The organism is Candidatus Sericytochromatia bacterium, from assembly GCA_035285325.1.
Classification (GTDB): Bacteria; Cyanobacteriota; Sericytochromatia; order S15B-MN24; family JAQBPE01; genus JAYKJB01.
Map to the genome: position 1 here is coordinate 14,774 of JAYKJB010000117.1, position 25,920 is coordinate 40,693.

Consider the following 25,920-nt stretch of genomic DNA (forward strand, 5'->3'; position numbering starts at 1 on the left):
GCGGCGAGGAGCAGAGGGCCGAATTTGCCCCGCATTCCAAAGAAACCAGGGAGTGAGGGGAAGCGACTTGCAGTGAAATGGTTTCGAAGCGGGAATGGTGTTGAGGGGCCCCGAGCGAGGGGGGTGCCCTCGCCCCTTCATCCGCAGGAACGACGCCCTTTTCCGATGACCCCCGACCCGACCACCGCTCCTTGCTGTCACGACCAGCAGTACAACAACCGCGCCCGAGTGCCCCAGGCCGAGGCCCACCTGGCCGACCCGGCCCAGCGCCTCCACCGCCTGACCCGCGACTGGTTGACCCAGCCCTAGGCCGCGGCCGGCTGCCCCGCCGCCGGGGCCGGGGCGACGCGGAAGGCCCGCAAGAAGAAGGCCGGCATGCGCCCGCTGGCCAACCAGATCAGCGAAGGAATCATCTCCAGGCCGATGCGCCAGGCCAGCGGCAGCTGCCCGTTGAAGAACCAGTACTTGTCGGAGCAGGCAAAGCAGATCACCACCGTCACGGCCAGCACCAGCAGGGCGATCACGTTGTCCTCCCGGTGCCGCTCCCAGTCGTGGGGCAGCCCCCGGACCTCCGACTTGTAGAGGGCGTAGCCGTTCACCAGGTCGAGCACCGGATAGAACGAGAACAGCACCAGCAACTCCAGGTGATAGCCCCACAAGAAATGGCCGGGATCGATGGTGAGCAGGCGATGGAAGATGTAGGGCAGCGTGATGAAGCAGCAGGCCAGGCTGAACAGGTGCTGACCGAAAATCAGGCGCGTGGGCACCCCACGCAGCGCGTTGATGTGACACCCGACGCTGAGAAACGACACGCCGAAGGCGCCGATGAAGCCGAGCGACATGAGCGATTTATCGCCGTGGGAGCCACCGGCGTGCGCCGCGGTGATCAGGCTCGGAAAGCCGAAATCGCCGGCCAGCTGGGTGAAGAAGAGGATCAAGCCGGTGGCCGCCATCAGGTAGACGTTGGTGAGCAGCATACGCGACACCGCCAGCCGGATCGAGGCCGCGGCCCGGCTGGTCAGGAACATGGCACACAGCGAGATGCAGGAGATACCGCCGAACACGTGCATGAAGTCGACCAGCAGGCGGGAAAGCGCATGGTCCCCCGTGAGCGAATGGCGGGTGAAGATGGCGTGGATCGGCGCGGCCTGATAGGCCGGCAGCAGGTGCTCGCCATCGCCGATCGGGGCCGTGAACAGGGACTCACCCGGCTGGGTGCGGGGCGCGGGGGCGGGGGCGGGCGGCAGTTGCGCCACGCGCTGGCGCAGCAACTGGGAAAAGGCCGTGCCCTCGGGGCGACCGGCCGCCATGCGCCAGGCCTCGGCGCCAGCCTCGAAGGTGAGCCAGCCGGCCAGGATCAGGATCAGGGCCAGCAGGCCCTTGGACAGGTTGGAAAGCGACGCCACGGCAGAACTCCAAGGGAAAGAACGGCACCTCGCGCCGTCCGGACGGTGAGGGACGGGCTGTTGCCGCCACCCAGGTGGCGGCAACAGCTGGGATCAGTAACTGATCGAGGCCTTCCAGCGGTGCGGCTGCAGGCGCAGGAAGGGAATCGCACGGGCCTGGTTCTCGGCGGCCAGGGTCTCATCCAGCTGCCCCAGCGCGTGCTGCAGGCCCATCAAGGAGGCCCGCAGCCGCGCGTCGGCCACCTTGGCGTCGAGGTCCATGGTCATCAGGAAGTTGCCGCCGTTATCGAAGCGTCCGGCATAGGCGCCCTGGTCGAACAGGAACACGTCCACCGCACGCGGCGGGTCCTGGTTCTCCGTCAGCAGGTTGTTGATGTGGATCAGCTTCTTGTGAGCCGGCACGTTCGACATGGTGAACGGTGAGAAGTCGCCGCAGACCTCATGCGAGACGTTCAGGTACAGGATCACCGTCAGCACCTCGACCAGCCGGTCGAGCGAGGCCAGCGGCAGGGCCTTCTGGCTGGCATCGGGCAGCAAGGCCACCAGCTGGGTGTACCAGGCCTGCAGGGCCGCATCGGCCGCCACCGCCGCATCGTCCCGATACACGGGCCCCACGTGGTTGCGCACGAAGGCTTCGAAGGTGTCCCAGATGCGCGGGGCGATCGCCACGTAGGGGTGATGGGGAATCCCGTCGATGCCCCGCTCGGCGATGTCCTTGCGCGGAATCAGCTGGTTCAGGCGGTAGCTCGGCACGAAATTCTCGAAGGCCCGGCCCACCTGCTCGCCGGTGATGAAGTTCGACTGGATGAAGTAGCTGGCCGGCGTGACCAGCAACTTGAAGGCGAAGTCGTTGACCACCAGCGTGCCGTAGGTGAAGAAGTCCAGAAAGGGCCGCAGCGCGTGCTGAGCGGGCAGGGCCAGGGTCGAGATGGCGTAGGCCTGACCGGTGATCAGGTGGGTGTGTGCCAGGTGCCGCAAAAAGACGGTGAAGCGGGCGTCCAGCGCGTTGAAGACGAACTTGGCGCGTTCCCAGTCGGCATCGCCCGGGCGGCTGAGCCGATCGCCCCGGCGGATCGAGGCGACCCGAAACTGCTCGCCCTCGACCACAAAGGTGCCCACCACCGGCTCCATGATGCCGGCGAAGTGGGGTCCGAAATCGACCTCGTAGCGACCTTCCTGCACCCGCTGCAGCAGGAAGGGATTGGGGCCTTGCAGGCGCATGGCCGCAAAGGCGGCGTCATCGTGAATGTCATTCCAGCCCTCGTCATGGGCCGGAAAGGGCGGATAGGGCATGGCGTCAGGCGACCAGGGCACTTCGGCCGACATGGGCGCGAGGCGCAGGGCATTGAACACCACGCCGTCGAGGATGTAATAGGGCGCGATGTACTCGATCGACAGATGATTGGGGGCTGGGATGTAGCTGGGCACCTTGAGCGCCTCAGGCAGGATGCTGGAGCGGTAGTGCGAGCGCGCCGAAACGATCGGCGGCAGGCCCGCCGGTCGCGCGACCGGGTGCCGGAAGGTCTTGCGTGCCCAGATCTGCAAGGCGTTGCGGTTGACCTTGCGGGTGTCCAGAACCGCCTGGATTTTCAGGCGATCAACGAGGCCGAACGTCTTCAAGGTGTGCCCTCCCAACAGGCAATTCGGGCTTCGTGGCGATGACGGGAGTGCCCCGCAGCGCCCGGGCCCACTGACCGAACTGATACAGGCGCACCCGCGCCCAGGCCACGGAGCGATAATCCTGTGCGCTCGTGGCGTGAAAGATCCCCAGGCCCGGCGGCTGGTGCGCCAGGGTGAAGGTGGTGCGGTCCGTTTCCTCGGGCGTCATGGCCGCCTCGAGCCGGATGTGGGCCAGGTCGCGCCAGGGGTGGCGGGCCTCGTCCCAGGGCCGGTTGAGGTGCAGCAGTTCCTGCGTATCGCCGTCGGCGGGCTCGCGCACCTGAATTTGCAGCATGTAGTCGACCGGGCCCTGACGCAGGCGCGTCTGCCACTCCTGGCGCAGGTAGTCGGTGGGCCGATCGTCCTCCGGGTTGCGCTGCATGTTCCAGACCTGGGCCTGGCGGGCCGCATCGGGCAGGCCGCTTTCCTGGCCCAGGTCCGGCCGGCGCAGGCGGTAGCGGCAGTAGCGCAGGCGCCCGTCACGCCCCTCGTAGGGAAAGACCACCTGGGAGGTGTAAACCAGGTCGGCGTAGGAATCCGGCGCCTCACGCACCGATTCGATCCAGCTGATGTAATAGGCGGGCAACTCGTCCATCAGCCGGCCCTGCGCGGCGAAGTCGCCCACTTCGGGCCGGCTGGCCAGGCGCGACTTGGAGAAGCGCACGAAGCTGTCCACGCTCCAGAGCGGGCCCTGGGTGCCGCTGTTGAAGATCATATCGAACGGGCTTTCCATGTCGCGGTCGCTGAACTTGAGGGCACACCCGCGCAGGGTGCAGGCCGCGTCGTCGTTGAAGGAACCGTTGGCATGGCGCAAGCGGCAAGCAAAGCGCCGTCCGGGCTGGAAGAAGGGGTGCTCGGGGATGTCCAGCTGCGACACGATGGTGGCCGTGCCACGCGCGCCCACCCCCACCGGATGGGTGCCGCGGGTGCCGGTCTTGAGCCCGTGCAGCGCGAAGGCGGCAGCCAGGCCGTAGGTCTCGACGCGCAGGTTGAGCGCCCCCGCCAGGTTGCCGTCGGCCACCGGACCGTAGCAGCGAGCGGCCGCTGCGGCCCAGTTGGCCTCGCCGTTGCGCGCCTTCCAGAGTTCCACGCCCAGGTTACGCCAGGCGCCCTGGGTCGCGGCCAGCGGACTGGGCTCGACCGGCAACGGGCCGGCGTGGGGCGGCAGATCGATGCGATAGACCTTCAATGCGAGCCTCCCACGAACGGAGCAAGGTGGAACCAGGCCTTGGGCAAGAGCGTCAACCACCAGCCGAGCCCGACGGCCAGGCTGGCCAGCTGCGGCTGGGTCTCCTCCTCCGTCGCCATGAACAGGCCGGCGGCGATCAGGCCCATGCCGATGATCAGGTCACGCACGTGGATGTTCACGGCGGTGACCGGGTCATGGCCGGGCAGGAACGGGGGAATGCTGCCCTGGGCGGCCAACGCCTCGAGCGGCGCCGGCAAGCCGCTGCTGCTGGCGATCATCCACAACGCGGACACCAGGATCACCCCGGTGCCGTGCCAGGCCAGCCGCTTCCAGCCCGTGCGCGGCAGGTACTTCAGCAACACCACGGCCGCGTAGGTGGTCGAGATGGCCGTCATGAACAGCGTGGCCAGCCAGAAAGTAAGGTCCACCACGGGCGAGCCGCCCCACAGCGGTCCCAGGCCTCGCGCCGGCCAGGAGGGATGCAGCGGCGACCCCACCCCCAGGTTGGCCAGCAGCTTGGTCTCCAGGGTGAACCACACGGCGCTGAAGGGCAGCAGCCAGGCCACGATGGTGGCGTGCAAGCGGGCCTTGGGCCAGACGTCTCGCAGCAACAAGGCCACCAGCACCGCGAACCCTCCGATGATCAGGTCCTGGCGATGGATGTTGACGGCCAGCTCGCGGGCGTGCGGCGCGAAACTCGGCGACACGCTGTACCAGGCGGCCGACAGCGCCATCACACCGACCGCCCCGGTGACCACCCAGCGCGTCAGCGACCAGGCCAGCCGCTGCACCTGGCGCTCCCACAAGAGGTTGTAAGCGTGCAGGTACAGGCCCAGGCCCGCAAAGGCCGCATAACCGGCCATCAGCATCGGGTGGAAGCCCTGGTGGGCCAGCAGCGCGAAGACGGCGATCGCCGTTGCTCGCACCGCCAGCGCAAGGGGCGCGGCCACCGGGGCATCCGAGCGAGCCGCCCAGAGCAGGGCCACGGCGTAGCAACCCGCTATGGAGGTGGCAAAGCTGGTCACGTAGCCACTCGCCGCATCCAGCAACAGCGGCACGGAGGCCACCAGCACCAGCAGTATGGCCAGCTTGCCCTCCAGCATCATCAGGCGCCGGGCCAGCGACTGGCTCCAGGTGTCGAAGTGGTTGCGCAGGCGCGGCCAGAGGGCCCGCGCGTCGGCGGACAAGGCCAGCATGGCGAGGGGCAGGCCGACGTCCACCGAGGCGATGAACAGGAACGCCCCGTTCTCCAGGTGGCCGAAGGCCCAGTTGGCCACCAGCCAGGGCCCCACCCAGACCAGCCGCCAGACCAAACTCAGGTCCATCAGGCTCTTTTGGCGCGACCACAAGGCGAACAAGTGGACCAGGCCCATCGGCGTGACCGCCACGAGCAAGCTGCGCAGGTGCAGCAAGCGATCGCCCTCGTAGGCCGGCACCTGCCCCGCCAGCGCAAACAGGGACGGCTGGAGGATGAACAGCGGCAGCGACAGGTAGATGAGGGCCCCAACCAGCATCAGCCACTCGTATATTCCCCAGGCGCGAGCATCGGGGGCAGCAGCGGGGGCGAGCGCGGGAGCGGGCGTGGTCATGGCGAGCGATGCTTCCTCGGAAAAAGACGGGAAAACGGTGGCGTGTCATTGTGACTGATCCCCACCAAGCGAGGGAACCCTGTTAACAAAATGTTACAACACCACCGATCAGGCGCCTCCTGCGGCCCCGGGGCGTGGCAGCGCCTGCTCGGCTCCGGTGTGCCGACGAGCCTGCCTGTGCCGGGCCGTGGATGGCCGGGCCCCCTTGACCACCGCCGTCAGGTAGCCCGGAGCAAGCCCGGAAGCTGGAGGCCGGCGGGCGCCAGGCCAGGAAACAGACGGGCCAGCGTGGCCGTCTCCAGACCCGTGGGGCCGCCCAGCAGCGTGGCCACCACGCGGCGCCAGTCGGTCGTGACCGCCAGATCGCGCCCATCGAGACGCGCCGCAGGCGCCAGGCCCGGCCAGCGCCCGAGCACCTGACCACCGGCCACCGGCCCACCGAGCAGCCAGAGCACGTTGCCGGCCCCGTGGTCGGTGCCGCCGTTGCCGTTCTCCGCCACTGTCCGGCCGAACTCCGACATGACCAGCACGGTGGTGCGCGTCAGCTCATCGCCCAGCCCAGCGGCCAGGGCGGCCAGACCGGACGCCAGCGGCCGCAGGCGGTTGGCCAGCTGCCCCTGGGCCCCGCCCTGGTTGATGTGGGTGTCCCAGCCCCCCACCGGCAGGAAGGCGCCGCGTATCTCGGGGTGGCGGCGCAGCAGGCGGGCCAGCACCTCGGCGTCCTGCACCAGCCCGACCGCCGAGGGCGCACCGGCATCCGCCTGGTTGGCCTCCGCCTCCAAGGCCGTCAGATCGGCCAGCAACCGCTCGCGCTGGGCACGCCCCTGGCGATAGGCCAGCGCCAGCGGATCATCCCCGCTGTAGAGGCGGTCGAAGGCCGTCTGCACCGCCGGGCGATCGAGCGCCATCGGGGCCTGGCGGCCCCGGCCCGGCGTCACCACCTGCACCCCTGGACTGCCACGCAGGATCGCGGGAATGCCGGTATCGAGGGCGATCGCCCCGGCCGGCGCGCCCGCCTCGAACAGCGCCAGCCAGCGCGCCAACCAGCCGCCCGCCGCCGCACCGCGCCCGAGCGTGCCGGCCTCCATGGCGGCCTGCGCCTCGAAATGCGAGCGGGCCCCGGCGGGATCGCCACAGGCATGCACGAAGGCCAGCCGGCGCCCCTCCCAGAAAGGCAACAGCGGCGCCAGCGCAGGATGCAGCCCGAATTCCGCCGTCAGCGGCAGCACCCCATCGGTCTCGCCGGGGGCACCGAGGGCGATCTGAGGCCGCGCCTCGGCGTAGTGCGGATCGCGATACGGCACAACCACACTGAGGCCATCCACCGCGCCGCGCAGGAAGACCACCACCAGCCGTTGCGAGGCAGGCTGAGAGCCGGCCCAGGCCCAGCCGGCCCGGCCCACCGGCCACAAGCAGGCCCCAGCCGCCAGGCCCAGGCCCTGCAGGAATTGCCGTCGGTCGATCCGGAGGTCTGGCACGCGATTCAATGCTCCTGAAATTCGGGAGCGCCCAGCATGAGGGCCAGGCGCAGCGCGGGGGGCGCCGCGGCGATCGCCAGGCGGCTGCGCTCGCCGAAGGGCGACCCCAGGGTCTCGGCCAGTTCGTCCGGACGAACGGTCGCCTGGCGGGCCGCCTGGGCCGCGAAACTCACCCGCCGGGCCATGGCCTCCGGGTTCAGCCAGGCCGTGCGTGCCACCGGCCAGCCATCCGGGGTGGCGCAGCCGTGGAGCGGTTGCCCCAGCCGGGCCATGGCCTGCAGGGCAGGATCGACCGAGTCGGGAAACTGCCCGCTGGCGCGCAAGGTCGAGATCACCAGGCGATAGGGCGTCTTGAAGCGCGCCTGACGAGCCTGTGGCGCCCAGAAGTCCGGATGGCTCAGCAGGCAGCGCAAGGTCGCATCCAGGCGGCCGTCGCTGGCCTGAAAGGCGGCCGCCGTCGCGTCGATCAGGGCGGCGGGCGGATCGTCCGCCACGAAACGGCAGGCCAGCTTGCGCGCCAGAAAGCGGGCCGTGGCCGGGTGCCGGGCCAGCAAGTCGAGGGCCTGCTCGCCCTCGGCCTGGCCGCCTTCAGGAATGGTCACGCCCAGCAGGCGCTTGGAGCCTGGGAGGTGGCGGCGGGCATCGAAATAAAAACCCTCGTCAAGCGCGCCACGGCTAGCGGATTGCGCCCCGCGCGGTTCCGGCCAGCCGCGCGGAAAGCCCCAGCCCGTCAGGATCGCGGTCAGAGCCACCACGTCGCCCTGGTCGTAGCCGCCGTGGACGCCCAGCGTGTGCAGTTCCAGCAGCTCCCGCGCGTAGTTTTCGTTGACCCCGCTGAAGCGTCGGTTTTGCGGGTTGGGACGCGAATTGCGCCAGTTGTCGAGGTAATCGAGCATGGCCGGATGCCGGGCCACGGCCCCGAGCAGGTCGCGAAAGCGCCCGAAGGCCTGCGGGCGCAGCACCCGCTCTTCCATGTCGCCCAGCATCGCGCCGACCGCGCGCTTGCGGGCATGCACGTTGAAGTGGTCGGCCCAGAACTCCACCATCACTTCCTGCAACTGGCGCGGGCTGGCCAGCGCGCGCCAGACCCGGGCCGCCTGGGCCTCGCGCAGCAGTTGCCGCTCGACCCGCCGGGCGGCGGCCAGGGCCGAACGGTCCTGCGCTTTCTGCCGCTTGGCCGCCTGCAGGGGCGCCCGGTACTGGCGGGCGCGCGCCAATGGCGAGAGCGTCAGCGTGCCGAGAGCGGCCAGGCGTTCGCGCAGGCGCGCCGGCTCCTCCAGACCTTCCGGCGCCAGCTGCTGGGCGATCCAGGCGGTGGCGCCCTGCGCCTGCAAGCGCGCCAGGTCTCCAGGAGCAGGCCCGTAGGCAGCTCGCTCGAGCAGGTGACGGGCCTCGGCGGCCGTCAGCAATTCAGGCGGGGCCGCGGCGGCGGGATTGGCCCAGCCAGTCGCAAGCAGCCCGGCCGCCAGGCCCAGCGCCCTCGCCGCAACGCACGTGCCGGCACTGGCAGCGCCCTCAGCCAAGGGCCTCGTCCGCATCGGCGTAGTGTTCCGGCTTCACATGGGTGCGCACGGTCTGCAACGCCAGGGCGATCGCCGCGGCGTCGTCGGTGAAGCCGAGCATGGGCAGCACATCCGGCACCATGTCGGCCGGCAGCACGAAATAGGCCAGCGCGCCGACGATCGTGGCTTTGACCCAGACCGGCGTCTCGCGGTCCTGCATGCAGTAGTACAGCGCCACCATGTCCTTGGCGAAGGGCAGGTGCTTGGCGACCCGTTTGAGCTTCTGCCAGAAAGCCCCGGCATCGAAAGCGGACGCGGAAAACGAGGATTGAGGGTCAGGCACGTCGGGCACGGGGGCCTCCGCTCGCGGGTGAATTCAACACCTCCCAGATACCCGAATGAACGCCGGGAGTCACGCGTCGTGAGAGGACGCGAAGGAAGGGGGCGGCAGGCTCACGCTGGCGGCGCCCAGCGCGGCGTAATCACGGGGCGTGCAGGTCAGCACGATCACCTGCAGGCCCTGCGCCGCAGCCAGGTCGAGCATGCCCTGCAGCCGGGCCACGCGCACCGGATCGGCGTTGGTGAAGGCATCATCGAGCACCACCGGAAGCCCTTCCCCCTGCGCCTCGGCCAGCACCTCGGCGATCGCCAGCCGCACCGCCACGGCCAGTTGCTCCTTGGCGCCGTCGCTGAGCTCCGCGAAGGCGAACGAGAGGCCCCGGTTGAGCTTGATGCTGCCGATCGCCCCGCGCGTGGCATCGCTCTCCAGCACCAGCTGCAGTTCCGGGCCGAAGACACAGCGGGCATAGCGTTCGATGCGGGCCGTCAAGGGCGCCGTGTAGCGGGTCACCAGCTGGTGACGCTGGTCGCGAAAGTGGGCCTGGAGACATTCCAGCGCGCGCACGCGTTGCTCGAGTCGGGCCAGCTGGGCCGTGGCCCGCGCCAGTTCGGCCTCGGCCAAGTCCACCTCGGCAGCGGGGTCCAGGCTGCCGTCCGAGCGCAGCGTGTGTTCGTGCTGAATGGCCGCCTCCTCGGCGGCCCGACGCCGCTCGGCCTGCAGGCGCGACGCCCGCTGCAGGCGCTCGGTGTCTTGCCGCAAGGTTTCGGGCGCGAGCGCGGCCAGCTCCGCGCGCAGCTGGGCAAGCGCCTGCTCGACCTCGTCCCGGGCTCGCTGCGCGTCGTTCAGGGCCTGCTGGCGCAAGGCGTCATCGCCATGCTGACCGAGGCGGTCCGTCAGCAAGGCCTTCAGCCGCTGGAGCTCTTGCTGCTCCTCGCGCAGGCCCTGCTCCGCGTCGCTGACGTCCTGTCGCAGGCGCTCCCGCGCCGCCTCGCGCGTGGTCTTGAGCTGCTCGGCCGCGCGCCAGGCGCCCTCGGCCTGGGCACTGGCCTCGGCGGCTTCCCGGGTCCAGCGCTGCGCTGCCGCGAGCGTCTCGGGCAGGGCGATCGCCTCGCCCTGCAGCGCCACCCGCCGCTCCCACTCTCCCAAGGCAGTTTCATGGGCTGCTTGCGCGGCCGCCAGCCGCTCGGGCAGGCTGTCGGCCTGCGAGGCCTTCAGTTCGGCGTCGAGCGCCGCCAGCGCGCGTTCCAGCTGCTGGCGCGCTTCGGCCACCTGAACGGCGGCCTCGCGCGAGCCGACCGTGAGGTCCGCCAGCGCCGCCTGAAGCTCGCCGTCGCTGCGGACGGCGGCCTCGCGCGCCTGACGCAACGCGTCGCCCCCTCCCGGCTGGATGCGCAGGCGCGTGCCGTCCGGCAGGCTGAGTTCCGTCGGCTCGCTGACCACCCGCGCGTCGCCAGCCTGGAGCGCTTCCCCGCCCAGGGTCACGCCCGCTGGAGCAGCCAGCACCTCGACGCCCGCCGCCATGGCAGCCAGGCCGGCGGCCGCCTGGTCGCGCAGGCGCTCCAGGCGCGTCAGCCGCTCCAGCTCGGCCGAACCGATCGCGGGCAGGCGATGGAGCGCCTGCGCCTGAGTCAGCCGCTCGGCTTGCCGCGCCGCCAGCGCTTCCTGCTGCTGCACCAGGGCCTGCCAGGCCTCCCAGCGCTCCAGCCGGCGCTGGGCGGCCTCCGCCAGGGCAGCCGTTGCGCGGGCCGCCGACAAGCGGGTCTGCCCCTCGGCCAGCTCCGCCTGGGCCTCGCGATAGCCCGAGGTGGCGGCATCCAGGGCCGCGTGCTTCTCGGCGATCGCCTGCTCCCGCGGAGCCAGCGCCTGCAGCGTGGTGGTGTATGCGTCGCGCAGACCCTGGATTTCGGTCTCCACGGCCTGCAGCACGGCCAGTCGGTCCTGACGCTGCTGGGCCTGGGTCAGCAGGCTTTGTTCTTGCGCCTGCAAAGGCTGCAAGGCCGCTTCCCTGCGGGTCAGCTCGGCCAGCTGAGGCGCCAGCGTCTGTTCGGCCTCGGCAACTTCCTGCAGCGCCCCGCGCGCCTGTTCAAGACCCGTCACGGCCTGCTGCAGGGCCCCCAGCCGCGCCTTCCGCTCGTTCAGGCTGGCCTCGGCCTGAGCCCTGGCCTGCAGCGCGAGGTCGAGCGGGCCGTGCGCGCGCGGCCTACCCGTGCCCGGCGTCTTGTAATCCGCCAGTTCGCTGCTCAGGCCGGCCACCACCCGCTCATCCCGCCAGGATTGTCCGACCACCGCACCGGCCTGCGCCTGCAGCCGTGCCAGCAAGGTCGGATGCTGGGCGCGCGTCGCGTCCAGCGGGTCGTCCTGGCTGTCGCCCTGGCGCACCCACAGGTGCGCCCATTGCTCGCGCACGCCCTTGCCGGCGCGGCCGGCTTCCTGCACCCCGAGCAAACCCGCAAGCTGGCTTTCGGCCTCGTCGTTGTGCCACGTCGCCCCGTTCTCCTGTCGCAGGCTGGCCTGGCTCTGCGCGCCCCCGGCAAAGCGCTTGTGCAGCGTGTAGCGACGCCCGCCCCGCTCGAACATCAGCTCGACCTCGGGATGGCCGCCCCCCTGACGCGGCTGCATCGCACGGTGCATCTCGCCGGAAACCTTGTAGCGCAGGAACAGGGCATGGTGAATCGCCTCGACCAGCGTGCTCTTGCCCGCCTCGTTGGGCCCGCCGATCAAGGTGCGGGCCGGGTCAAAGGCCAGCGCGAGTTCCCGGTGGCCGCGATAATTCCGCAAGGTGGCATGCAGGATCCGCACCGTTTCAGCCCTCCTCGGCCAGCGACACCAGCCGATGCAGTTCAAGCAGGGCCAGGCGGGCCGTCTCCGCCTCCGCGCCGGGCTGCGCCAGCTGAGCCACCAAGGTCTGGGCCACCGCGGCGATGGTCGGGTCATCCGGGCGCTCACAGAGCCGGGCCAGGTCTTCGGGGCTCGGCTGGAGCGTCAGCTGCTGGTCGAGTTCCAGCCGCACCAGCCGGGCCTCCAGGCGCGTGATGAGAGTCTCGAGCTGCGCCATGCCGGCCACGCCCAGGCTGCCCGTCAGGGTCAAGGTCAGCAGGTGACAATCGACCTCCTCGCCCAGCAAGGCCCCCACGGCCGCTTCCAGGGCAGGCAACTCGGCATCCCCATGGACCGCGTGGGCCAGGGCGTGCCAGCGCAGGCGGGCCGTTTTGCGCGCTTGCACGGCCGGCGGGGTGCCGCGGGCGACCTCCACCACCAGCGCGTTGCCGGCGTCGTAGGCTTCACCACGCGGGAAGCGGTCCGGCTCGTGGGTGCCGGCATACCAGGCCTTGGGGCCCACCTGCTTGGTGCCGTGCCAGTCCCCCAGCGCCACGTAGTCATATGCCTCCGTGGGCAGGCGCCCCAGGTCGATGAAGTTGCTGGCCTGAGGCCCCTCCGGATCGCGCTCGCCCGCGCCGAACAGCTGGGTTGCCCCGTGGGCCAGCACCAGGCGCGGCTGCCCCGCCGGCGCGGCCGCCAGGGCCTCGCCGTCGCGCAGCCAGGCGGTGGTGTCGAACGACTCGGCGCGACGCTGCAGTGGGCAGGCAAAGATGCTGGCGCCGGCCAGCTCGAGCACGCCCGGCGCGAGCACGACGTGTACGTTGGGAGCGAGGTCGGCGCGCTCGGCCTCGAAGAAGCGCTGATGCCAGACGCTGCCGGCGCCGGCGTGGTCGTGGTTACCCGGCAGCAGCACCACCGGCACCTGAAAGGCACCCAGCGCGCGACAGGCCCGCGAGACGGTGGCCTTGTCGACGGTCGGGGCGTCGAAGACGTCGCCGGCCACCAGCACCAGCGAGACGGCCTCCTCACGGGCGATCGCCACCAGCGCATCGAGCGCCTCGAAGCGCGCCGCACGGGCCCTGGCGCGCTTGTCGGGGTCCTCGATGCGGGCATAGGGGCGCCCCAGTTGCCAATCGGCCGTGTGCAGCAGTTTCATGATCCCTCGTGGCCTCGCCCCGGATGACCCCTTGAATGTACCCTGGGGAACCCTTTTGGCAAAGGGGACACCGACCACAGCGCCCGTCAGGAGACCCTGCCATGCCCTTGCCTCGCCTGCCTGAAGCGGCGCCGACCGGCCGCCCCGTGGCGCGCGCCGGCCGCCAGCCCGCTTGCCGCGCAGCCCTCGTCATCAGCAGCGTGGCCGCCCTGGCGGCCTGCCTGCCGCTGCCCAGCGGCCCCGAGAGACTCGCCGACGGCTGGGCGGGGGCCCTGGGCCTGAGTGCGGGCGTGGCCTCCGGCACCTCGCCGCTGGCCACGGCCGAGCCGAGCGTATCGGGCAGCGCCCGGCCGCTCGGGGATGCCTCTGGCGCGCCCGCGAACGCGTTCACGCCCGCAGCACCCGATGTAACGCCATTGGCGACGCCGGCGCGACCGGCATCGCCCGACCTCGCGTCGGCCGGGCTGGTCCTGCCGCCGAAGGCCAGCCCGTCGCGGGCCCTCCCCGCTGCCAGCCTCGGCAGCCCGCCGGCCGCCGGGCCTCCCTCAGGGGCAGGCGGAACGACCGCGGGGCGCGCCTGGCCCGCCGAAGCGCTGGGGCCGCTGCCGGTGCTGCGCGCGGTGGACGGCGACACGCTGCGCGTGGAAGGCCCGCAAGGCCCCGAGTCCGTGCGCCTGATCGGCGTGGACACGCCGGAGGTGGTGGATCCGCGTGAAGGCGTGGGCTGCGGTGGGCCCGAGGCCAGCGCCTACACCAAGGCCAGTCTGACGGGTCAGCGCATCTGGATGGCCGGCGACCCCACCCAGGACGAGCGGGACCGCTATGGCCGCCGCCTGGTCTACGTCTGGCAAGAAGACGGGGTGCTCTTCAACGAAGCCCTGATCGCGGCGGGGCATGCGCGCGAGTACACCTACAGCCGCCCTTACCGCTTCCAGGCGCGCTTTCGAGAAGCCCAGGGCCAGGCCTGCCGCGGCGGCCTGGGGCTATGGGCACACTGCGTCACGGACTCGGCCTGCAGCGGCCTGCCCTCCCCGTTGGCGCGTCCCGCGTCCACGGCGCCATCGACGTCTGCTGCCGTCTCGCCCGGGCCGGCCCCCGCCTCGCCGCCCCTGACGCCGGCACCGGCCGCGAGCCCGGGCGCTCCCGGCAGCCCGCAACCGTCCTGTGCGGCGGACCAGATCTGGGTCAACCCCTACACGCGCAGCGACGGCACGCGCGTCAGCGGCTATTGCCGCAAGCGCTGAGGGAGGAAGGAGCGGGCGGGCCGTGCTCAGCGGGTAAAGACGCGGCGTAACAGGCGATCGACCGCCTGGGGAATGCCCGTGTGCGAGAACAGCCGCAGGCCCCAGTCATAGCCGAGCAGGCCCCCCAGCGCGCCGACCACCGTGGCCATGACCCCACTGACCGGGAACAGAGCCAGCAAGCCACTCGCGACCATGGCCGCGCCGGCGCCCCCGACCAGGCCGTTCAGGGTGTCTTTCGAGACCCGCACGACCAGCTCCCCCGGGCCAATCCGACCCTCGATCAGCTGCAAGCCGTTGTCGATGCCGGAAAGCACCGCCTCGAACACCGCGGAGCGCTGCATCAAGGGCAAGGCGCCCTGAAAGGCGCCATTCAGGCTGCGGCCCTTATCGGCCTCCAAGCCCGTCCGCAACACGTTGACCAGGTGGGCGATCGGGCGGATCTCCCCCATCATGCCGGAGGCCGACTGGCTGCCGAACCGACCTGCCAAGCCGGCCTGGCGGGGCCCGCCGGCCGGCCCCGCGAGCGGCGCGGGCGATGGCGCTCCGGGCACGAGTGCCCCAGGCGGCGCCGGGGGCAAGGACGGTCCAACCGCAGGCACAGGCGGCGGCACTGGCGCCGGCAGGGCAGCGGGACCGGCCACGAAAAAGTCGGCGCGATCGGGCGCGGCCCCCGGCGCCGGCGGCAAGGAGGGAGCAGCCGGTGGCGAAGGCGGCGTGAGCGGGGGAAAGGTTCCGCCAGCAACGAGCATCGAAAGCCTCCAGTCAGCCGCGGCCGCGGCAGCGGGGATCCTCACCGGGTCGCAGCGGGAGCCGCTGCTCCCACCCACTGCCCTAAGCATCGATGAAGTCGAGGCAGAGCTTTCGTTAAGTTTCGGCGAAGGTCGAGCTGAGAGGGGGGCGCAGGGCCCAAAGCCCAGACCTCAAGTCGCCGGATGCAGCAGGCTGCGCAGTTCCGGCTGCTCGCGGAAGCGCCAGATGCGGCCATCGATGTAGTAGTGGAACAGCGTCAGCATGCCAAGCGGCGCAAAGACCCAGTAAAACAGGTCCTGGGTGTAGCCCAGCACCTCGATCGTGCCGGCCAGCAGACCGTATGCCAGGGCCGCGCCACCCCACTTGAGCACGATCCGGGCGTGCGCCGGGAAGCGCCGCCGCTGGTAATGCATCATCCAGCCGTGATACTGGGCATCGTGATAGGCCGTCTCGATCGCCTCGGCCACCAGAAACGGCACCGACGCGACCAGGAAGACCACGTAATGGGTCGACAGCGCCGCCAGCATCAGGGCGATTTTCGGCCCATTCAGGCGTTCCCCCAGCGCAGCGCGATACAGCTGCCGCAGCAGCCAGGCCCCCAGCACCAGGGCCGCCAGCTGGGTCAGGCCCTCGACCAGCGCGGCCGGCACGGTGGGGTAAGTGGCCACCCACTTGCCGTAGACCGGCACGGTGCGCGTCCAGGCATCGCCGAACTCGGCGGCATACTCGTGCAGCACGCAGGCATACAGGCCCAGCTCGAAGGCGAGCCGGTCAAGCCCCTGGTCCAGCGTCGGCACAGGCTCGTTCAGGCCCTGGTAGACCCGCAGGAATCCGACGTGCTGACGGATGATGTGGTGGCTCCCATACAGCGCCAGGAAGGCCGTGAAAGGCGCCTCCAGGCCCAGCGCCGGCACCAGCAGCCCCGCCGCCATGACCAGGGGCAGGCCCCAGGTGTACAGGGGCCGGCGCCGGGCGAATTCGACCGGATCGGCGTGCGTGCGCGCGAAGGTCTGGAAGATGTGCGGCAGGTCGAGCAGGGCCGTGAAGGCGAAGTAGGTCAGCAGCGCGGCCGGGCCGCTCGGGGCGAGGCCCCAGGCTTTCAGGGCCTCATACAGGCCCAAAAAGACGAAGGTCAGCGCGGCTGCCCCGATGAAGAAGGTCCCGTCGTAGCCGGGGCCGACGATCCAGCGCGGCGGGGCAGGCGCGGCGGGGTTCACGGCAGATGGCTGGGGTCCCAACAGGTGCGCAGGCCCTCATCCAGGCTGCCAAGCAGCGCCAGATCCTCCTCGTCGAGGGGCAAGGCCACGCTGTCGAGGTTTTCTGCCAGGCGGGCCGGCCGCACGGACTTGGGAATCACGACCAGGCCCAGCGCCAACGCCCAGGCGATCATGACCTGGGCCGGGCTGGCCCCGTGCTTGTCGGCCACCCGCCGCAAGCGGCGATCGTCGAGGCGTTGGCCCCGCGCCAGCGGGCTATAAGCCTCCAGCTGAACGCTTTCCGCCCGACAAAAGCGCAACAGGTCCTGCTGGTAGAGGAAGGGATGAAACTCGACCTGATTGACCACCGGCGGCAAGTTGGCGGTGGCCAGCAAGCTCTGCAGGTGGCGCACGGTGTAGTTGCTCACCCCCACTGAACGGGCCATGCCCTCGCGGGCCAGACGCTCCATGGCGCGCCAGGTGTCCTTGCGGGTGGCCGTCTGCGGCCAGTGGATCAGGTACAGGTCGAGCTGGTCGAGCCCGAGCAGCTGCAGGCTGCGCTCGCAGGCGCGCAGGGTGGCGTCGTAGCCCTGGTCCTTGTTCCAAACCTTGCTGACGACGAAAAGCTCGCTGCGCGGCAAGCCGGCATCGCGCACCGCCCGCCCCACATCGGCTTCGTTGCCGTAAATGCTGGCCGTGTCGATGTGGCGATAGCCCAGCTGCAAGGCCTGCTGGACGGCGTCATAGGCCTCCTGACCAGCCGCCGCCTCGTACACGCCAAGGCCCAGCTGGGGGATGGTCACGCCATTATTGAGCGTCAGGTTGGCGATCGTGGGCATGGGAAGCAGGCTCCTGGTGGCAGGATCAGGCGAGCGGATGGCCGTCGGCATCGGTGCCGAGGCGGCTCTCCCAGGCATTCCAGGCCAGCGCCAGCCAGGTGGCGATCCAGGTGAGGCCGCCCAAGGGCGTCACGGCCCCCAGCACGGCCTGGTCGCTGAGCACGAGCGCGTACAGGCTCCCCGAGAACAGGACGGTGCCGGCCAGAAAGCCGATCAGCAGGCCCGAGCCGGGTCGCAGGACGCGCAGGTGCAGGGCGATCGCCACCAGGATGATCGCCAGCGCGTGCCACATCTGATACTGGGCCGCCGTGTGCCAGGTCTCCAGGCGTTCCGGCGCGAGCAGGCCGGCCGTGACCTTGGCTTTCAGGGCGTGCGCCCCGAAGGCGCCGCACCCCACGGCCAAGGCGGCGCTGACGGCGCCCATTCCCAGATACAGCCTATCCCACATCTTGGCCTCCCTGACCGTCGGGTCGCTTGACCGCCAGCGACAGCCCGTCGCCGATCGGCAGCAAGCAAAAATCGATGCGTGCGTCCGCCTGCATGCGCGCATTCAGCGAGCGGATCGCGCAGGTCTCCGGATCCTGGCAGCTCGGATCGGCCACCCGTCCCGACCACAGCGTGTTGTCGATCGCCACGAGGCCTCCGGGGCGCACCAGCCGCAGGGCCCGCTCGTAATAGGCCTCGTAATTCGCCTTGTCGGCATCGATGAAGGCCAGATCAAAGGTATCGGCCTGCCCCGCCGCAATCAAGGCGTCCAGCGTGTCGAGGGCGGGGCCCAGGCGCAGCTCGACCCGCTCGGCCACCCCGGCCGCTTCCCAGTGGCGGCGCGCCACCTGGGTGTAGGTATCGCTGATGTCGCAAGCCAGCAGGCGACCGTCCGGCGGCAAGGCCAGCGCGGTCACCAGGCTGCTGTAGCCGGTGAAAACGCCCACTTCCAGGGCTCGCCGCACGCCGAGCAGCTTGACCAGCAGATGCAGGAATTGCCCCTGCTCCGGACTGATTTGCATGCGCGCCTCGGGCAGGAGCGCGGTCTCCGCGCGCAGGCGGGCCAGGCACTCCGGTTCGCGGGAGACGGCTCCCGTGAGGTAGGCGTGCAAGGCATCGGAGAGGTTGAGCGTGCGCAGCGACATCGAGACTCCAGGCGCGGAACGCTGCCATTGTAGCGTGTCGCCGACCGCTGCGTCGGAAGAAAAGATTAATTGAAGCTTAGTGCTTCCTTTACCACTTCCTCGCTGGCTGGCCGCGATAAGCCCAGTGGGAGTTTGGGAGTCTGACTCGGATGTCTGGCGACATCCGAGTCCCCACTGGCATGGGAGTGTACCGATGACCCGACTGATCGCCACGGCCAACGGCTGGATACCGGTGCCGTCGTTTCTCCTCTCGGCCCTGCCGAGCACGCCTGGGCCGACCCGCCCCGCGTGGCCCAGCCCGCCCACGCCGCCACCGCCGCCGCCCCCACCGCCGCCTCCGCCGCCTCCGCCACCGCCACCTCCGCTGGCGCCCCCCTCACCTTTCCTGTCGCCCAGCACCACCCAGCTGGGCCCGCCGCCTGCCCCCGCGGCATTTCCTGGCGTGGCCTGGCCAGCCGCGCTTCCGACACCGCCCGGCGTCGTCCCCGCGGGGCCGCTTCCTACGCCGACGCTGGACCAGCTGGCCACTCAGCTGTCCCAGCTGCACAGCCAGCTGACGGGCCTGATGGCCCAGCTGAGCGGGCCAGCCGCCACGACCCTGACCAGCCCCGCCCCACCCGCATCCACCCGTTCGGGCACGCCGGCGCCCAGCGGACCAGGCCCTTCTGCCCTCGCTATCCCTGCAAGCTCTGAGCGCCCCACGGCGCCCGCGCCCCCCACCGGCCATCCTCACCAGCGGCGTCACGCGTGGTTTCTGAGCCAGGGCCGCAGCCCGTCCAATCCCAATGAGGACGCGCCCGGAAACGGCAACTGCGGACCGGCTTCGGCCACCATGGTGGCGCGCGCCTTCGGGCAGTTGCCGATCAGCGCCAAGGAAGTCGACGCCGCCGTCGAAACGATGCGCCGACGCATGGGGGAGTCGTCCAACGAGTACCGCGGTACCAGCGTCGCGGGCATCGTGAAGGGGCTGCGCAGCTACGGGCTCGAGGCCCAGGCGATCTGGAGTATCGACTCGGTCGAGCCGATCCGCGCCGAGCTGGCCAAGGGACGTCTGGTGATCGCCCACGTGGTGCCCACCTACCTCTGGGCAGGCGCCGAGACGGGTCATTACACCGTGGTGACGGCGATCGAGAACGGCAAGGTCTACCTGAACGACCCGGCCAGCCGATCCGGGCCCGTGATCGTGTCGGTGTCGGACTTCTGGCGGGCCGTCCGAAAACGTGGCACTTACGCGATCGTGTCGGCGGGACCGAAGGCTTAATGAAAACTTTACCTGATGAGTCTCACTTGTAACCGTCTTGCAACCTGCGGGTCGCATAAGACCCTTGTGAGCGGCGCGCCCCGCGCCCCCGAAAGTTTTCCACTCCCCATCCCACACTCCTCCAAAAACTCCAAACTCCTCCAATTCCAAAAAACTCCCAAATTCCATTCCCAAACTCCAAATTCCTCTCCAAACTCCACTGAACGAGCGGCCCTCTGGGGCCGCTCATTCAGTTTTGGCGTGGCCGTGCCGAATCAGCGCCGCCTCGCGCGCGAGTTCACGTTCAAGCCGTCAAGCCGCCCTCTTCGCGACGCTGCCACCCACCGGCCCGCTGCGCCCCTGAACATCGGAGCAGATCACGCGGGTCATCTCGTTGGAATCCGGCATGTTGTGCCGCGACACGAATTCGATGCGGCCAGCGCTGGGCGCGGGATCGAAGTCTTGATGAGCACTCGCTGAGACAAGGTCCAGGCAGCCCGCCGGACCCGCCCAAATCGATTTAACCTTTTCTTGAGGTCGCTCGGCTGGGTTGTTGGTGGTTTGTCAGCCAGGTGTCCCATAACCATCCTGTAAGCGGTTCGAGTCCCACCCACTTCGCAGCCTCATCGCAGCCCACACCTCACCCACGTCGCAGCCTCGTCGCAGCCCACACCTCAACCCCTTCGCAGCCTCGTCGCAGCCCACACCTCACCCCCTTCGCAGCCTCGTCGCAGCTCACACCTCACCCCCTTCGCAACCTCGTCGCAGCCCACACCTCACCCACTTCGCAGCCTCGTCGCAGCCCACACCTCACCCACTTCGCAGCCTCGTCGCAGCCCACACCTCACCCACTTCGCAGCCTCATCGCAGCCCATCTCTCTCCAACACCCATCTCTCTCTCCAACACCCATCTCTCTCTCTCCAACACCCATCTCTCTCTCCAACACCCATCTCTCTCTCCAACTTCCATCTCTCTCTCCAACATCCATCTCTCTCTCCAACACCCAACGCATCAAACATCGCAGTCTCAACGCAGCACCATCTTCAAAGCACGCAGGGCAGTCCGCTTGGACTGCCCTGCGTGCTTTGGGAGGCTGTGACATCGCAAATAAAAACCCCCGGGGAAATTCCCCGGGGGCGCGGCGTTTGTAGACTAGTGGCCGCCGTGGCCGTGGCCGTCCTTGTGGTCGTGACCATGGTCCGCGGGCTTCGCGTGCGCGTCGCCGTGGGCCGGCTTGGCAGCCTTGGCCTTGGGAGCGGGCGTGGGGGTCGCCTTGGGCTTGGCGTGCGCATCGCCATGGGCGGCCGCCGGCTTGGCATGCGCGCCACCTTCATGATGATTCGCCAGCGCGGGCAGGTTGGCCGAGCTCGCAACGGCGATGCAAAGGGCGGCACCAAGCATTTTGATGTTCATGATGGTTCCTTTCGAGAATCAAGAGAGATGAAAACCGGATGCACTCCGTCCATACCCGAACTTGCCCGTTCCTTAAACCCGTTTCGCGAGCGAGCAAAAATAATTCGATCTGACACCTTCGTCAAAAGCCCCCATCTGGCCGCCAGGGCAGCCCCACGAGGCTGCCGATTCACGCCCTGCCCGCCCCAGATCTGGCCCGTCCCTATCGGAGCGAGTGGTTCATTCCGACAAAGCGTATAGAGGCCCCCGTCAACGGGGAATCATGTCGGTGCGCGCTGCCTTTCGGCGGTGTCGCCAAGCGGGCAGTTCAGGAGTCGCCGTGGCGCAAAAATGTTTCTATCACCCCAAAAGTGAGGCCGTCGCGACCTGCGAAGGCTGTCGCCTCTCGATTTGTGCGAACTGTGACGAAGAGGGCCTGTGCCGCGATTGCCGGAACAAGCGCAAGGCGGTGGCCGACCGCAAACGGCGGATGGGGGGCGAGGAAGGGGGCGACGCGAGCGGGGACGACCACGGCGATGCGGGGCAACCCGAAGAAAAGCCGCACGTTTATGACCCGGACAGGTACGCCTATCGTCGGCCGGCCTCCCAGATCATCGTCTCCAAGAAACAGCCAGCGAGGGGCAGCGGGCTGATGAATCCGCGCATCGCCCTGTTTCTCGGGGCGATGATGGGCGTGGCGATCTTCGTCACCGGACCGAACGTGCTCGGTCTCTGGAACAGTGAATTGCTTGCCTCCTTCAGCGAGTCGGAGGTTGCCCCGCCGGCCGGCGGAGGCGACCTGCCCCCAGGCGAGTTGGGCGCCCCCCCGCCGGAGGCAGCGCCGGGCACGGCAAGCGAACCCTCGTCAGGAGGCGCAGCTGCGGCTGCGCCGGCGCCTGCTGGGCCCTCCGCCTCGCCCACGCCCGATCTGAGTGCGCAGCGACAGAATGCGGCCCTGTGGGCGTCGGTTCATTCCGAAGCGATGCAAGTGGAGACCAGAACCCGCGAACATGCGCTGACCGATCAAGCCGCGTTACAAAAGGCGGTACAAGAAGGCAAGCTTCCAGCGGAAGTCGTCCTGGCCTTGGCCTCCAGCCCTCCGGCGGCCCCACCGCTCCCAGCGAACGTCCGCACGCAGCCAGGTGGCGCGCCCCCGCCTCAGGGGGGGGCAGTGGCAGCCTCCGGAGCCAGCGCAAGCGCTCCCGGGGTGGGTGGTCCCCCGGCAGTCGCCGCCACGCGCCCATCCGCTGCCGCCCCTGCAGGGGCCGTCAATCCCGCCCCGATCGCCGCAGCTCAACCGACGCGAACCACCTCCACCACGCCCGTCGCCGCAGCACCTCAAGCGCTGCCCGCCAACCAGTCGGTGGCGACACCGCGAACGCCCCAGGCTGCGCCGCCCCCGGCGCAAACGGCCGGACGAGCGCAGCCTGCCAGCGCCGCGGCAACCCCTCCTGGGGCCTCGGCGATCGCCACGGCCCTGCGCAACCGCTATGCCGGCACGCGGCTGGCCCGCAGCGTGCGGGCAGCCCGGCGCGAGCTGCGCCGCCGCTGGGTCCCACCCGCCTTCGCCAGCCGCCCTCGCAACGACGTCCTGGCCCGCGGCCCCGGCGGCGACAGCGAACAACTCAAGCCGCCCCTGGTCACGCGCTGGTGACGAGGTAGCATCGGCCAGGGCGTCGGCCCCGCTGGCGCGTCACGATGAGCCTCAACGGGTCAGGCGAGCGGCTCAGGCTATCGGGCCTCCCCCTCGGCCCGAGACTCCAACTCAGCCCAGCGGGCGTACAGGCGCTCGACCTCCGCCTGGACCGCAGCGGCCTCGGCCAGCAGATTCGGCACCTCCGAGCCCCGTTCGACATAGAGGGAAGGGTCGGCGAGCTCGGCATCCAGTTGGGTCTTGCGGCCCTCCGCGGCCTCCACGGCGGCCTCCATGCCGGCCAGTTCCTGCTTTTCCTTGAAGGTCAGTTTTCTGGCGCCTGCGGAGGGTGCCGCCGGGGTCACCGGCGCTGCCTGCAAGGGCTTTTGCGCAGCCACCGCCAACGTCGACGGTCCATCCTGACCCTTGCGGGCCACATAGTCGTCGTAGGAGCCCTCCGTCAGACTCACCCGCCCATCGCCTTCAAAGGCCAGCACGCGCGTCGCCACCCGATTGAGAAAATAGCGATCGTGACTGACGATCAGGGCCGCACCGGGAAAGACCAGCAAGGCCTCTTCCAGGGCGCGCAGGGTCGGCAGGTCCAGGTCGTTGGTGGGCTCGTCGAGAATCAGGGTGTTTCCGCCGACGGCCAGCAACTTGGCCAGCTGGGCCCGGTTCTGTTCCCCACCGGAAAACTTGGCGAGTGGCTGCTGGTGCTGATCATCGTCGAACAAAAAGCGCCGCAGGTAATTGCGCACGGTGATGGTGCGATCCTCCAGCTGAAGGTGGCTCGCCTCTCCTGCCACCTCGGCCAGCAGGGTCTTGCTCAGGTCCAGCTGGTCACGGCCCTGATCGGCATAGACGAAGCGGGTGTTGGGACCGTGATCCACGCTGCCCTCATCCGGCGGCAACAAGCCCTGCAAGACCCGCATGAGGGTGGTCTTGCCGAGGCCATTGGCACCCACCACGCCGATCCGGTCGCCCGGTTGCAGCGACAGATTCAGCTGCCGGAACAACCAGCGATCGCCCTGACGCTTGCCGACCTCGGCCAGTTCCACGATCTTCTTGCCCGGGCGCACGGGTCCGAGCGGGATGCGCAAGGCAATCTCATCCAGCGCGGGCGGCGGGGTGTCGTCCGCCAGCGCATAATAGGCGTCCTCTCTGGCCTTGCTCTTGGCCTGACGGGCCTTGGGTTGTTTGCGCACCCAGGCCAACTCCCGGCGCAGGGTGTTCTGGCGCACCTGTTCCTGCTGGGCGGACACCTCGGCCTCGTGTGCCTTGGCCTCCAGGTAATCGCTGTAATTGCCATTGTAGGTGCGCACCTGCCCCCGCTCGAGTTCCAGCATGCGCGTGACGATCCGGTCGAGGAAATAGCGGTCGTGCGTGACCAGCACGCAGGTGCGCTCCCCGCTCGCGAGGTAATCCTCCAGCCAGGCAATGCTGCTGGCGTCCAGGTGATTGGTCGGTTCATCCAGAATCAGCAGGTCCGGCTGGGCCACCAGGGTTCGGGCCAGCGACACGCGCCGGCGTTCGCCCCCGGACAGCGTGCCGATCAGGCGGTCGGCAGCGGGCACCCGCAGGTGCTGCATCACGGTCTCGACCAGACGGTCCAGATGCCAGGCGTCGCGCAGCTCGAGCCGCTCGGCCAGGGCGGTCTGCTCCGTCAGCAGCCCTTCGAGCTCATGTCCCTGGGCGCTGGCAAGACGCGCACTGAGTTGTTCGAAGTCTCGCAGCATGGCACGGGTGGCCTCGGCCCCAGCTTCGATGCTCTGGCGGACGGTCTGCGCATCCTCGAGCGCAAATTCCTGGGGCAGGTAACCGACAGACAGGCCACGGCGACGCACCAGCTGGCCGCCGTCCGGCTTTTCGACCCCCGCCATCAGACGCATCAGGGTCGTCTTGCCGGCCCCGTTGACGCCCAGAATGCCCAGGCGATCGCCGTGGTGAAGCGTGAAGGAGACATCCGTCAGGATTTCCCGAGCGCTATGACGGTGGCGCAGGTTCTGAACCGTGAAGACCGAATCGCCAGAGCGCGGTGCGTCGTCCATACCGGCCAGTGTATCACGCGCACGCCGAGGGCTCAGCGCGGTGAGGGCGACGGGCTGGCCACCGGAGGCCCCAGCAAAGCAGCAGGCAGGATCGGCGGCGGGGTCTGGCTGCAGGTCGGCAAGAAGCGGTAGGGCACGCCCCAGCCCGCAAGGCCATTGCGCGTCCCGGTCAGGCGGACCTTCTCGGCATCATAGGACAACACGTAGGTGACCTCTTCGACGAAGACGGTCTGGCGGCCAGCCTCATCGATATGGCGCCGCTGCCCCCGGGCCTGCAGGCGGGTGCCCTCCACGAAGCCCAGCACCACTTCCTCCCAGTAGGTGCGCGGGAAGTAGGGCGCGGACGCGTCGTTATAGCCGCTGACCCGGCCCATGACCTGCTGTCCCACCTGGCTGACGAACCAGACCTGACCCTGGCCACAGCCCTGCATCGGGTAAAGCGGTGGCTCACCCTCGGGACTGACGAACCAGTATCCCGTGATGTTGTAGGGTTCCACCTTGGCATCCTCGAAGGTCACCACCGGCATCACGCCAGTGCCTTCGCCGGAAGGCGAAGGACTCGCGTCCTTGCGCCCGAGCTTGACCGTCAGGGGCACCCGCGTGAGCGTGGCCTTGGCCACCTGGAAGCCCTGCTCGGCAGCCCCGATCTCCGCGCCGGCCGCATCGAGCACCCGGACGAACAGACGGGCGCTCCCCACCGGGACGTTCGCGAAGAAGCAGGACACGAGCGGTTGCAGCAGTTCGGCCCGACTGAGCGTCTGCGCCTGACTGTGGCCCCCCGCAGCACTCAGGCGCAACTCCACCCGCGCGATGTCACGCGTGGTCTGGGCCAAGCTGTAAGGTTTGGTCTTGCTCAGCAGGGGGTCTGCGGCAAGCGGTCCGGCCGCCTCCGGCGGCGGCGCCAGGCCCTGGAAGGCCACCTGAACGCGCCCACTGCTCTGCAAACCGCGCAAGGTCTCGGCGTCACCGTTCTGCGGTTTACTTCCGAGTCCGAGGCGCTCCAGTTGCGGAGACCAACCCGAACTGTCCTCCCCCAGAATGCGACCGGCATCCGGCCCGATCGCCATGCCCGTGGGGTCTGCGCCCACGACGCGGTTGGCATCCAGGCTCGGGCTGGGGCGAACCAGGCTTCCCGCTCTGCCGGAGGCACGCATCTGGTCATTCTGACAGCTGGCCAGCGCGGCAGCCAGCGTGGTGGCAACCAGACAACGGAAATAGAGAACAGGCACGGTGGTCCACTTCCTTGCCCGCCCAGTATACCCGCCGGACAGCGGCAAGAAGCGACCTTCGGAGGGGGCCCCACTCATC

The 25,920-nt window shown here is 69.6% G+C and carries 21 protein-coding genes; 4 read left to right on the forward strand and 17 right to left on the reverse strand.

Annotated elements, in window-relative coordinates:
• The first annotated feature begins 165 nt into the window (after positions 1–165).
• Positions 166–309 (forward strand): hypothetical protein, encoded by a 144-nt coding sequence (locus tag VKP62_14400; protein MEB3198387.1) that lies wholly within the window; start codon positions 166–168, stop codon positions 307–309.
• Here the strand turns inward: VKP62_14400 and VKP62_14405 are convergent.
• The 9 genes from VKP62_14405 to VKP62_14445 form a co-directional block, all read right to left on the reverse strand.
• The gene (locus VKP62_14405; protein MEB3198388.1) at positions 306–1,406 is read right to left on the reverse strand and encodes a hypothetical protein; all 1,101 of its coding nucleotides are present in this window, start codon (positions 1,404–1,406) and stop codon (positions 306–308) included. The genes VKP62_14400 and VKP62_14405 overlap by 4 nt on opposite strands.
• Before the next feature lie 93 nt (positions 1,407–1,499).
• Entirely contained in the window at positions 1,500–3,026 is a 1,527-nt protein-coding gene (locus VKP62_14410; protein ID MEB3198389.1) for a lipoxygenase family protein, read from the reverse strand.
• Positions 3,004–4,254, reverse strand: a complete 1,251-nt coding sequence (locus VKP62_14415; protein MEB3198390.1) for a hypothetical protein — start codon at positions 4,252–4,254, stop codon at positions 3,004–3,006. The genes VKP62_14410 and VKP62_14415 overlap by 23 nt, the downstream gene beginning before the upstream one ends.
• Positions 4,251–5,843, reverse strand: coding sequence for a hypothetical protein (locus VKP62_14420; protein ID MEB3198391.1), 1,593 nt, complete (start codon positions 5,841–5,843; stop codon positions 4,251–4,253). The genes VKP62_14415 and VKP62_14420 overlap by 4 nt, the downstream gene beginning before the upstream one ends.
• A gap of 218 nt (positions 5,844–6,061) precedes the next feature.
• Complete coding sequence (locus VKP62_14425) at positions 6,062–7,321, reverse strand: DUF1501 domain-containing protein (protein ID MEB3198392.1); 1,260 nt, start codon at positions 7,319–7,321, stop codon at positions 6,062–6,064.
• 5 nt (positions 7,322–7,326) lie between these two features.
• Entirely contained in the window at positions 7,327–8,844 is a 1,518-nt protein-coding gene (locus tag VKP62_14430; GenBank protein ID MEB3198393.1) for a DUF1800 domain-containing protein, read from the reverse strand.
• Positions 8,837–9,175 carry a YkvA family protein gene (locus VKP62_14435; GenBank protein ID MEB3198394.1) on the reverse strand — a complete coding sequence of 113 codons (339 nt, stop codon included), beginning with the start codon at positions 9,173–9,175 and terminating at the stop codon, positions 8,837–8,839. The genes VKP62_14430 and VKP62_14435 overlap by 8 nt, the downstream gene beginning before the upstream one ends.
• A 60-nt stretch (positions 9,176–9,235) precedes the next feature.
• The gene (locus VKP62_14440) at positions 9,236–11,962 is read right to left on the reverse strand and encodes an AAA family ATPase (protein ID MEB3198395.1); all 2,727 of its coding nucleotides are present in this window, start codon (positions 11,960–11,962) and stop codon (positions 9,236–9,238) included.
• A 4-nt stretch (positions 11,963–11,966) separates the two neighbouring features.
• Positions 11,967–13,139 (reverse strand): DNA repair exonuclease, encoded by a 1,173-nt coding sequence (locus VKP62_14445; GenBank protein MEB3198396.1) that lies wholly within the window; start codon positions 13,137–13,139, stop codon positions 11,967–11,969.
• A 101-nt stretch (positions 13,140–13,240) separates the two neighbouring features.
• Between VKP62_14445 and VKP62_14450 the strand changes: the two genes are divergently transcribed.
• Entirely contained in the window at positions 13,241–14,383 is a 1,143-nt protein-coding gene (locus VKP62_14450; protein ID MEB3198397.1) for a thermonuclease family protein, read from the forward strand.
• 26 nt (positions 14,384–14,409) lie between these two features.
• On the opposite strand, the gene VKP62_14455 is transcribed toward VKP62_14450, so the two are convergent.
• From VKP62_14455 to VKP62_14475, 5 genes are all read right to left on the reverse strand, one after another.
• Positions 14,410–15,132, reverse strand: a complete 723-nt coding sequence (locus tag VKP62_14455) for a hypothetical protein (GenBank protein ID MEB3198398.1) — start codon at positions 15,130–15,132, stop codon at positions 14,410–14,412.
• A 171-nt stretch (positions 15,133–15,303) separates the two neighbouring features.
• Positions 15,304–16,350, reverse strand: a complete 1,047-nt coding sequence (locus VKP62_14460) for a hypothetical protein (protein ID MEB3198399.1) — start codon at positions 16,348–16,350, stop codon at positions 15,304–15,306.
• Positions 16,347–17,168, reverse strand: coding sequence for an aldo/keto reductase (locus tag VKP62_14465; GenBank protein ID MEB3198400.1), 822 nt, complete (start codon positions 17,166–17,168; stop codon positions 16,347–16,349). The genes VKP62_14460 and VKP62_14465 overlap by 4 nt, the downstream gene beginning before the upstream one ends.
• A gap of 25 nt (positions 17,169–17,193) precedes the next feature.
• Positions 17,194–17,616 (reverse strand): DUF423 domain-containing protein, encoded by a 423-nt coding sequence (locus VKP62_14470; GenBank protein MEB3198401.1) that lies wholly within the window; start codon positions 17,614–17,616, stop codon positions 17,194–17,196.
• The gene (locus VKP62_14475) at positions 17,606–18,298 is read right to left on the reverse strand and encodes a class I SAM-dependent methyltransferase (GenBank protein MEB3198402.1); all 693 of its coding nucleotides are present in this window, start codon (positions 18,296–18,298) and stop codon (positions 17,606–17,608) included. The genes VKP62_14470 and VKP62_14475 overlap by 11 nt, the downstream gene beginning before the upstream one ends.
• A gap of 193 nt (positions 18,299–18,491) precedes the next feature.
• Here VKP62_14475 and VKP62_14480 point away from each other — a divergent pair, with 193 nt between their 5' ends.
• Entirely contained in the window at positions 18,492–19,559 is a 1,068-nt protein-coding gene (locus tag VKP62_14480) for a C39 family peptidase (protein ID MEB3198403.1), read from the forward strand.
• Positions 19,560–20,691: 1,132 nt separating this feature from the next.
• On the opposite strand, the gene VKP62_14485 is transcribed toward VKP62_14480, so the two are convergent.
• Positions 20,692–20,952, reverse strand: coding sequence for a hypothetical protein (locus tag VKP62_14485; protein MEB3198404.1), 261 nt, complete (start codon positions 20,950–20,952; stop codon positions 20,692–20,694).
• A 319-nt stretch (positions 20,953–21,271) separates the two neighbouring features.
• Here VKP62_14485 and VKP62_14490 point away from each other — a divergent pair, with 319 nt between their 5' ends.
• Positions 21,272–22,585 carry a hypothetical protein gene (locus VKP62_14490; protein ID MEB3198405.1) on the forward strand — a complete coding sequence of 438 codons (1,314 nt, stop codon included), beginning with the start codon at positions 21,272–21,274 and terminating at the stop codon, positions 22,583–22,585.
• A 77-nt stretch (positions 22,586–22,662) separates the two neighbouring features.
• Here VKP62_14490 and VKP62_14495 read toward each other — a convergent pair whose 3' ends face one another.
• Both VKP62_14495 and VKP62_14500 read right to left on the reverse strand, forming a co-directional pair.
• A complete protein-coding gene (locus tag VKP62_14495) occupies positions 22,663–24,612 on the reverse strand; it encodes an ATP-binding cassette domain-containing protein (protein ID MEB3198406.1) in 1,950 nt (649 codons plus the stop codon).
• Between the two features lie 32 nt (positions 24,613–24,644).
• A complete protein-coding gene (locus VKP62_14500) occupies positions 24,645–25,841 on the reverse strand; it encodes a hypothetical protein (protein MEB3198407.1) in 1,197 nt (398 codons plus the stop codon).
• Positions 25,842–25,920: the final 79 nt, after the last annotated feature.

Coding starts and splice junctions, on each gene's coding strand:
- VKP62_14400 (MEB3198387.1), top strand. CDS start 166: ATGACCCCCGACCCGACCACCGCTCCTTGCTGTCACGACCAGCAGTAC.
- VKP62_14420 (MEB3198391.1), bottom strand. CDS start 5,843: ATGACCACGCCCGCTCCCGCGCTCGCCCCCGCTGCTGCCCCCGATGCT.
- VKP62_14445 (MEB3198396.1), bottom strand. CDS start 13,139: ATGAAACTGCTGCACACGGCCGATTGGCAACTGGGGCGCCCCTATGCC.
- VKP62_14450 (MEB3198397.1), top strand. CDS start 13,241: ATGCCCTTGCCTCGCCTGCCTGAAGCGGCGCCGACCGGCCGCCCCGTG.
- VKP62_14455 (MEB3198398.1), bottom strand. CDS start 15,132: ATGCTCGTTGCTGGCGGAACCTTTCCCCCGCTCACGCCGCCTTCGCCA.
- VKP62_14465 (MEB3198400.1), bottom strand. CDS start 17,168: ATGCCCACGATCGCCAACCTGACGCTCAATAATGGCGTGACCATCCCC.
- VKP62_14470 (MEB3198401.1), bottom strand. CDS start 17,616: ATGTGGGATAGGCTGTATCTGGGAATGGGCGCCGTCAGCGCCGCCTTG.
- VKP62_14475 (MEB3198402.1), bottom strand. CDS start 18,298: ATGTCGCTGCGCACGCTCAACCTCTCCGATGCCTTGCACGCCTACCTC.
- VKP62_14480 (MEB3198403.1), top strand. CDS start 18,492: ATGACCCGACTGATCGCCACGGCCAACGGCTGGATACCGGTGCCGTCG.
- VKP62_14485 (MEB3198404.1), bottom strand. CDS start 20,952: ATGAACATCAAAATGCTTGGTGCCGCCCTTTGCATCGCCGTTGCGAGC.
- VKP62_14495 (MEB3198406.1), bottom strand. CDS start 24,612: ATGGACGACGCACCGCGCTCTGGCGATTCGGTCTTCACGGTTCAGAAC.